Origin of the sequence: Mesobacterium hydrothermale (genome assembly GCF_035818635.1) — a bacterium.
In the GTDB taxonomy this organism is placed as follows: Bacteria; Pseudomonadota; Alphaproteobacteria; order Rhodobacterales; family Rhodobacteraceae; genus Mesobacterium_A; species Mesobacterium_A hydrothermale.
Genome location: NZ_JAYLLH010000024.1, coordinates 58344 through 65182, shown reverse-complemented (window position 1 = coordinate 65182; position 6839 = coordinate 58344). Strand labels below are relative to the sequence as shown.

Sequence of the window (6839 nt, the reverse complement as noted above, 5' to 3'; positions counted from 1 at the left end):
GCATCAGCATGACTCGCACGGCCAGCACCAAATGGGAATCCCAATTCGGACTCGTTTGTCGCGATCAATCCACTAGTGTGGCGCCAATTTCCCTGGCATGAGCAGGACAATGACCGCAACGACCGCTCCGCGTACCCCCGGCGTGTCCTGCCCCGCGCCCCGGGGCGTCCCGATCCTTCGGGGTCGCCGCTGATGGTCACTCCGCCGCAGGAAAACCGCCTCAACGGTTTCGTGCTCCGGCTTTTCGCCGCTTTCCTGTTCACCGCACTTGCTGCCGCGGTGCACGCGCTGGACGGCGCCGTGCCGCTGGGGCAAGTGGTCTTCTGGCGCTCCATCGTGGCGCTGGGGGTGATCGTGCTCTACATGGCCGCCCGCCACCAGTTCCCCGCAGGTCTGCGCACACGCCGTCCGCTGGGGCACCTGGCCCGGTCGATCTTCGGCACGGCATCGATGTTTCTGTCCTTCACCGCGCTGGTCTACCTGCCGGTAGCGACCGCGCAGGCGCTGTCGTTCCTCGCCCCGGTGTTGACCCTGCCGATGGCGGCCTTCGCGCTGCGCGAACGGATCACCGGCACGCTAATGCTCTCGGTCCTGCTGGGCTTTGCTGGCGTGGTGGCGATCCTTTGGGATGCACTCAGCCTGCCGGGCAGCGGTGCCTTGATCGGGGTCATGGCGGGGCTGGCCTTCGCGCTCACCTCTTCCGTTGTCCGGGTTCATATCAAGGCGCTGACCCTGACCGAAAGCGCCGCGGGCATTGCGTTCTATTTCTCGATAACAGCAACCATGGTAGGGCTCTGCACCTTGCCGATGGGCTGGGTTGCGCCAACCGTGCCGCAATATGGCCTTCTGATCGGTGCAGGCGTGCTGGGCGGGATCGGCCAGATCGCCATGACAGAATCGGTGTCTCGTGCGCCGGTCAGCGTGCTGGCCCCGTTTGACTACACCGCGATGATCTGGGCGCTTGGGTTCGACCTTGTGCTTTTCGCCACCGTACCGGGGCTCTTCGAACTTCTGGGCGCTGCCCTGATCACCGCCGCCGCCCTGATCGTGGTGATCCGCCGGTCGTAAGTCCCGCGCATCCCTGTCTTTTGCTTCACAAATACCTCGTGGGTGGGGGCAGAGCCTCCCTGTGCCCCGCAGGGCAAACCGTTACCCCCGTTCCGCCATCTCCAGCCGTTCCAGCGCCGCCATCCACAGCGCCTCCGCCCGCGCCAGACCGTCTTCGATCTCGGCGAACTTGCGGTTCCACTCCGCCAGTTCCGCCGCCCTGGCATCCTCGTAAAGCGCCGGATCGGCCATGCGTTCGGACACTTTCGCATGCATCCCGGCGATCTTTTCAACCCGTTCCTCGCAGCGCCGTACCTCGGCCCGCAGCGCCAGCAACTCATCGCGCCCCGGACGTTTCGGCCTTGGCTTTTCGGCCTTGGGCTTTGCCGTCGATTCCTGTTTCAGCAACATCGCACGATAGGCGTCCAGATCGTCGTCATAAGGCGTCACCCGCCCGCCATCGACCAGCCACAGCCGATCCGCCACCATGCCCAGAAGATGCATGTCGTGGCTGACCAGGATCACCGCGCCCTCATAGGCCGACAGTGCCTCGACCAGCGCCTCGCGGCTTTCGATGTCGAGGTGGTTGGTCGGCTCGTCAAGGATCAGCATGTGTGGCGCGTCGATCGTTGCCAGCAGCAGCGACAGCCGCGCCTTCTGCCCGCCCGACAGCCGCCCGACCTCGGTCTCCGCCTGCGCCGCGTGCAGCCCGAACCCCGCCAGCCGCGCCCTGAGCCGCGACGGCGCCTCGTCCGGCCGCAACCGGGCGATGTGCTGGATCGGGGTTTCGTCCAGGTGCAGTTCGTCCACCTGGTGCTGCGCGAAATACCCGATCCGCAGTTTCGACGACCGCGTGACCGCCCCCGCCATCAGCCCCAGCCGGTCGGCCAGCAGTTTCGACAGGGTCGATTTGCCCTGGCCGTTGCGCCCCAGCAGCGCGATCCGGTCGTCTTGGTCGATGCGCAGGTTCAACTGGCGCAGCACAACCGTGTCGCCATAGCCCACCGCGCCGTCCTCCAGCCGCAGGATCGGCGGCGACAGCCCGTCGGGCTGCGGAAAGGTGAAGACCCGTTTGGCGGCGTCCTCGGGCGCGGCCACCATGTCCATGCGCTCGATCATCTTCAGCCGGGCCTGGGCCTGCTTGGCCTTGCTGGCCTTGGCGCGGAACCGGTCGACGAAGCTTTGCAGATGCGCCTTGCGTGCGGCCTGTTTCTTGGCCGTGGCACTGGCCTGCGCCCGCTTCTCCGCCCGCGCGCGGGCAAACTGGTCGTAGGTCCCGGAATAAAACGTCAGCTGCCGGTCTTCCAGGTGCAGGATTCCCCCGACGGCCCGGTTCAGCAGCCCCCGGTCGTGGCTGATGATGATGACCGTATGCGGATAGCGCGCGATATAGCTTTCCAGCCACAGCGCCCCTTCCAGGTCCAGGTAGTTGGTCGGTTCGTCCAGCAGCAACAGGTCGGGCCGCGCGAACAGCACACCCGCCAGCGCCACGCGCATCCGCCAGCCACCGGAAAAATCCGCGCAGGGCCGCTGTTGCGCCGCCTCGTCAAACCCCAGCCCCCGCAGGATCGAGGCGGCACGCCCCTCCGCCGACCAGGCGTCGATATCGGTCAGCCGGGTCTGGATCTCGGCAATCCGGTGCGGATCCTGCGCCACCTCGGCCTCGGCCATCAGCGCCGCGCGCTCGGTATCGGCGGCCAGCACCGTGTCGATCAACGACACGTCCGACGCCGGCGCTTCCTGCGCGACCCCGCCGATCCGCGCCCGCTGCGGCAGCTCGATTTCGCCGCCGTCCAGCACCATATCGCCGCGGATCAGCTTGAACAGCGTGGTCTTGCCCGCGCCGTTGGGCCCGACAAGCCCCACCTTGTGACCATCGGGAATGGTGGCGCTGGCGCCCTCGAACAAGGGCCGCCCCTCGATCGAAAAAGAGATATCGCGGATCTTCAACATGCCCCGCAGGTATCAGAGCGCAGGCGGCGCCGCCAGTACCCCCTGCATCCTCATCTTGCCGGAAATATCCCGGGGGGTATGGGGGGCTGGCCCCCCATTCAAGCCGCTGTCGCGCGCGCCTCAGGCCGGGGTCGCCCGCATCAGCATCCCGAACAGGTCGCGCGGATCGTCGGGATCGGCCAGCAGGTCCAGCCGGTCGCCCAGCCCGGTTTCCTCCAGCGCATCGCGCACCACGCGCAGGGCGCTGAAATCCTCGATGGCAAAGCCGACGCTGTCGAAGATCGTGATCTCGCCCGCGTCGCGCCGACCGGTTTGCGCACCGGCAAACACCCGCCACAGCTCGGTCACCGCGAAATCGTCGGGCATCTGCTGGATCTCGCCTTCGATCCGCGTCTGCGGCGGATATTCCACGAAGACCCGGCCCCGGGTCAGGATCCCCGGCGCCAGTTCGGTCTTGCCGGGGCAGTCGCCGCCGATCGCGTTCACATGCACGCCTGCGCCCACCATGTTGTCCGACAGGATCGTGGCGTTGCGCTTGTCGGCGGTGCAGGTGGTGATGACCTGCGCGCCCTGGATCGCCGCCTCGGCGCTGGTGCAGGTGACCACGCGCAGCCCGGTGCCGCGCAGGTTCCCGGCGCATTTCGCCCGTGCGCCGGGGTCGGTGTCCCACAGGCGCACCTCTTCGATGCCGACAAGTTCGGCCATGGCCAGGCTTTGGAACTCCGCCTGCGCGCCATTGCCGATCATCGCCATGACCTTTGCCCCCTTGGGCGCCAGGTGGCGCGCGACCAGCGCCGACATCGCCGCCGTGCGCAGCGCGGTCAGCAGGGTCATTTCCGACAACAAGACCGGATAGCCGGTGTGCATGTCTGCCAGCAGGCCAAAGGCCGTGACGGTCTGCAGCCCGTCGCGGGTGTTCTTGGGGTGGCCGTTGACGTATTTGAACGCGTAAAGCGTGTCATCGGCGGTGGGCATCAGCTCGATCACACCCACGGGGCAGTGCGCCGCGACGCGGGGCGTCTTGTCGAATTCCTCCCAGCGCAGGAAATCGGCCTCGATCGCGTCGGCGATCCGGCGCAGCATCGGGCGCAAGCCGATGCGATGGATCAGCGCCATCATGGCATCGACGGAAACAAAGGGCACAAGCGCCTTGTGGGACGGTTGCATCAGCATGTCAGGGACCTTTCTCAAGGCTTGAAGGATATGTCTTACAGCAGGCGCGGGGTGGGCCGGTCAAAGACCCGGCGGCCCAGGGCGGAAGCGGCCAGATCGACCATGACCTGCGCCGAGCGCCCGCGTTCGTCGAGCATCGGGTTCAGTTCGACCAGGTCCATCGAACACATCAGCCCGCTGTCGTGCAGCATCTCCATCACCAGGTGCGCCTCGCGCACGGTGGCGCCGCCGGGAACGGTGGTGCCGACAGCCGGGGCGACGGCGGGATCAAGGAAATCCACGTCGAGCGAGACATGCAGCATGCCCCCCGCTGCGGCCACATCGGCCAGGAAGGCGCGGATCGGGGTGGCGATGCCATATTCGTCGATCTCGCGCATGTCATGGCGGCGGATCGCGGTCTGCGACAGCATCTCTTGTTCCGGTCCGTCGACCGACCGCAGGCCCAGCAGGCAGACATTGGCTTCGGGCACCGGGTGCGGTACGGGCGGAAAGCCGTCGAACCCGTCGCGACCGGTCAGGTAGGCCATGGGGGTGCCGTGCAGATTGCCCGATTGCGTGGTGCGGGGCGTGTGGAAATCCGAATGCGCGTCCAGCCAAAGCACAAACAAGGGCTTGCCGATCTCGGCGGCATGGGCGGCCACGCCGTGCACAGTACCCAGCGACAAGCTATGATCTCCGCCCAGGAAGATCGGCAAACCGTCTGCCATCGCCGCCTTGGCGGTGCGCGACAGGCTTTGGGTCCAGCCGATGGTTTCGGGCAGGGCGTGCAGGCCGTCCCTTGGTGCGATGTCGACCGCGTCGGGCACGACATTGCCCAGGTCCCGCACCTCGTGCCCAAGGTCCTCCAGCGCGCCTTGCAGGCGGGCGCTTCGAAACGCGTCGGGGCCCATGAGACAACCCGGACGCGTCTTGCCGCTGTCGACGGGGGCCCCGATCATCAGGATACGGAATTGGGTCATGTCAGGTCTCCTGTCATAAAACGTTGCGCGAGATATACCTGTCATTCCGGGAAAGACAGAACTGGACAGAATGATCGGTTCGATCGTAAATTTCGCGTAGTGATAATATGGACTGATCAAAATGGACGATATTGACCAAAGGCTGATCGCCGCTCTGCGCCATGACGCGCGGGCGTCGGTATCCGACCTGGCAGGGCTGCTGGGCCTGTCGCGGGCGACGGTGCGGGCCCGGATCGACCGGCTGGTCGCCCGTGGCGATATCGTTGGGTTTTCTGTCGTCACCCGGGCGGATGTCGCCCGCGACCCGGTGCGGGCGCTGATGATGATCGGGATCGAAGGGCGCGGAACGGACCGGATCCTGCGGCAATTGACCGGCCTGCCCGAGGTGCGTGCGCTGCACAGCACCAACGGGCGCTGGGACGTGATCGCCGAGATCGGGACCGGCTCGCTTGAGGCGTTGGACGGCGTGCTGGCACGGATCCGACGTCTGGACGGGGTGGCGACCAGCGAGACATCGCTGCTGCTGGCAACGCGCAAAAGCCCGGCGGGGTAGCGCGGGACCGCAAGCGGGCAGGGGGCGCTGCCCCCTCGGCCTGCGGCCTCACCCCTGGGATATTTTTCGCCAGAAGAAGATCAGGATTTGCGCAGGGCCTGCAGCCAGATCAGGGCCAGAAGCATCGAGGCGACGACGTTCCAGCTGGCCATCGACAGGCCCAGCAAGACGAAGGGCGGCTCGTCACAGCGGACCACGGGGGCGGTCATGATCTGGCTGAGAAGATCGTCGGTGGACAGGCCGGTGATCGGCTGCGACGAACAGCTTTCGGGGCCCAGCCACCATTTGCGTTCGACCCCGGTGTGGTAGAACCCGATCCCGGCCGTGGTCAGCGCGGCCAGTGCGCCGGCGCCGGGCAGCAGCCGGCCCGGCAGCCACAGTGCGACAAGGCCGATGGCGATGGCGGCGATATGCGGGTAGCGTTGCCAGTAGCACAGTTTGCAGGGCGGCATCTGGCCGATGTACTGGAAGCCGAGCGCGCCCAGCATCAGCAGGGCCGAGCCGCCCGCGGCGATCAGGATCAGGGTCTTGCGGGTCATAGGTAGCGCACCAGGAGAACTCCGCCCAACAAGATCACGACGAAGGCGGTGAAGACAAGGCCAAGCCGCTTCTCGATGAAATCACGAATGGGTGTGCCGAACCGGCGCAAGAGCCCGGCAACGATGAAGAACCGCAGACCGCGCGCCAGAACCGAGGTCGCCATGAAGGTGAGGAAGGGCATGCCTGTCCAGCCCGACATGATGGTGATGACCTTATAGGGGAAGGGCGTGAGCCCCGCCGTCAGCACCGCGAGAAAGCCGAAATCGTTGAACCGGGTGTTGAAGTCGGCCATGGCGTCGGCCTTGCCCAGGCTGGAAAGGATCGGCTGGCCGATGGCGTCGAAGGCGAAGGCACCGATGGCATAGCCCAGTACGCCGCCCAGCACCGAAAACACCGTGGCCACCAGTGCGATCAGCCAGGCGCGGCGCGGTTGGGCCAGCACCATCGGGATCATCAGCACATCGGGCGGGATCGGAAAGACAGAGCTTTCGATGAAGCTGACCGCCGCCAGCGCCCAAAGCGCGCGGGGGTGATCGGCCAGTGCCATGGTCCGGGTGTAAAGGCTGTTGAGCATCGACGACCTCCGCGCGTTTGCGGCGACAGACCACGCTGGA

At 66.5% G+C, this 6839-nt stretch carries 7 protein-coding genes; 2 read left to right on the top strand and 5 right to left on the bottom strand.

Annotated features, from left to right (window positions below; all coding sequences use genetic code 11):
• The first annotated feature begins 192 nt into the window (after positions 1–192).
• On the top strand, positions 193–1068 hold the full coding sequence (locus VK792_RS14985) for a DMT family transporter (RefSeq protein WP_326298474.1): 876 nt from the start codon (positions 193–195) through the stop codon (positions 1066–1068).
• A gap of 81 nt (positions 1069–1149) precedes the next feature.
• Here VK792_RS14985 and VK792_RS14980 read toward each other — a convergent pair whose 3' ends face one another.
• From VK792_RS14980 to rocF, 3 genes are all read right to left on the bottom strand, one after another.
• Positions 1150–3000, bottom strand: coding sequence for an ABC-F family ATP-binding cassette domain-containing protein (locus tag VK792_RS14980; RefSeq protein ID WP_326298473.1), 1851 nt, complete (start codon positions 2998–3000; stop codon positions 1150–1152).
• Positions 3001–3120: 120 nt separating this feature from the next.
• On the bottom strand, positions 3121–4170 hold the full coding sequence (gene ocd / locus VK792_RS14975) for an ornithine cyclodeaminase (protein WP_326298480.1): 1050 nt from the start codon (positions 4168–4170) through the stop codon (positions 3121–3123).
• Between the two features lie 38 nt (positions 4171–4208).
• Positions 4209–5132 (bottom strand): arginase, encoded by a 924-nt coding sequence (gene rocF / locus VK792_RS14970; RefSeq protein ID WP_326298471.1) that lies wholly within the window; start codon positions 5130–5132, stop codon positions 4209–4211.
• Positions 5133–5253: 121 nt separating this feature from the next.
• On the opposite strand from rocF, the gene VK792_RS14965 reads away from it, so the two are divergent.
• Positions 5254–5685 (top strand): Lrp/AsnC family transcriptional regulator, encoded by a 432-nt coding sequence (locus tag VK792_RS14965; protein ID WP_326298469.1) that lies wholly within the window; start codon positions 5254–5256, stop codon positions 5683–5685.
• Between the two features lie 80 nt (positions 5686–5765).
• Here the strand turns inward: VK792_RS14965 and VK792_RS14960 are convergent, their stop codons facing one another.
• Together VK792_RS14960 and VK792_RS14955 are read right to left on the bottom strand one after the other, a co-directional pair.
• Positions 5766–6224 (bottom strand): disulfide bond formation protein B, encoded by a 459-nt coding sequence (locus VK792_RS14960; RefSeq protein ID WP_326298467.1) that lies wholly within the window; start codon positions 6222–6224, stop codon positions 5766–5768.
• Positions 6221–6799: a YqaA family protein gene (locus tag VK792_RS14955; RefSeq protein ID WP_326298465.1), complete on the bottom strand. Its 579-nt coding sequence runs from the start codon at positions 6797–6799 to the stop codon at positions 6221–6223. The genes VK792_RS14960 and VK792_RS14955 overlap by 4 nt, the downstream gene beginning before the upstream one ends.
• Positions 6800–6839: the final 40 nt, after the last annotated feature.

Excerpts from the sequence above, each read along its gene's own strand:
- VK792_RS14980 (WP_326298473.1), bottom strand. The coding sequence starts at position 3,000 with ATGTTGAAGATCCGCGATATCTCTTTTTCGATCGAGGGGCGGCCCTTG.
- VK792_RS14955 (WP_326298465.1), bottom strand. The coding sequence starts at position 6,799 with ATGCTCAACAGCCTTTACACCCGGACCATGGCACTGGCCGATCACCCC.
- VK792_RS14965 (WP_326298469.1), top strand. The coding sequence starts at position 5,254 with ATGGACGATATTGACCAAAGGCTGATCGCCGCTCTGCGCCATGACGCG.
- rocF (WP_326298471.1), bottom strand. The coding sequence starts at position 5,132 with ATGACCCAATTCCGTATCCTGATGATCGGGGCCCCCGTCGACAGCGGC.
- VK792_RS14960 (WP_326298467.1), bottom strand. The coding sequence starts at position 6,224 with ATGACCCGCAAGACCCTGATCCTGATCGCCGCGGGCGGCTCGGCCCTG.
- VK792_RS14985 (WP_326298474.1), top strand. The coding sequence starts at position 193 with ATGGTCACTCCGCCGCAGGAAAACCGCCTCAACGGTTTCGTGCTCCGG.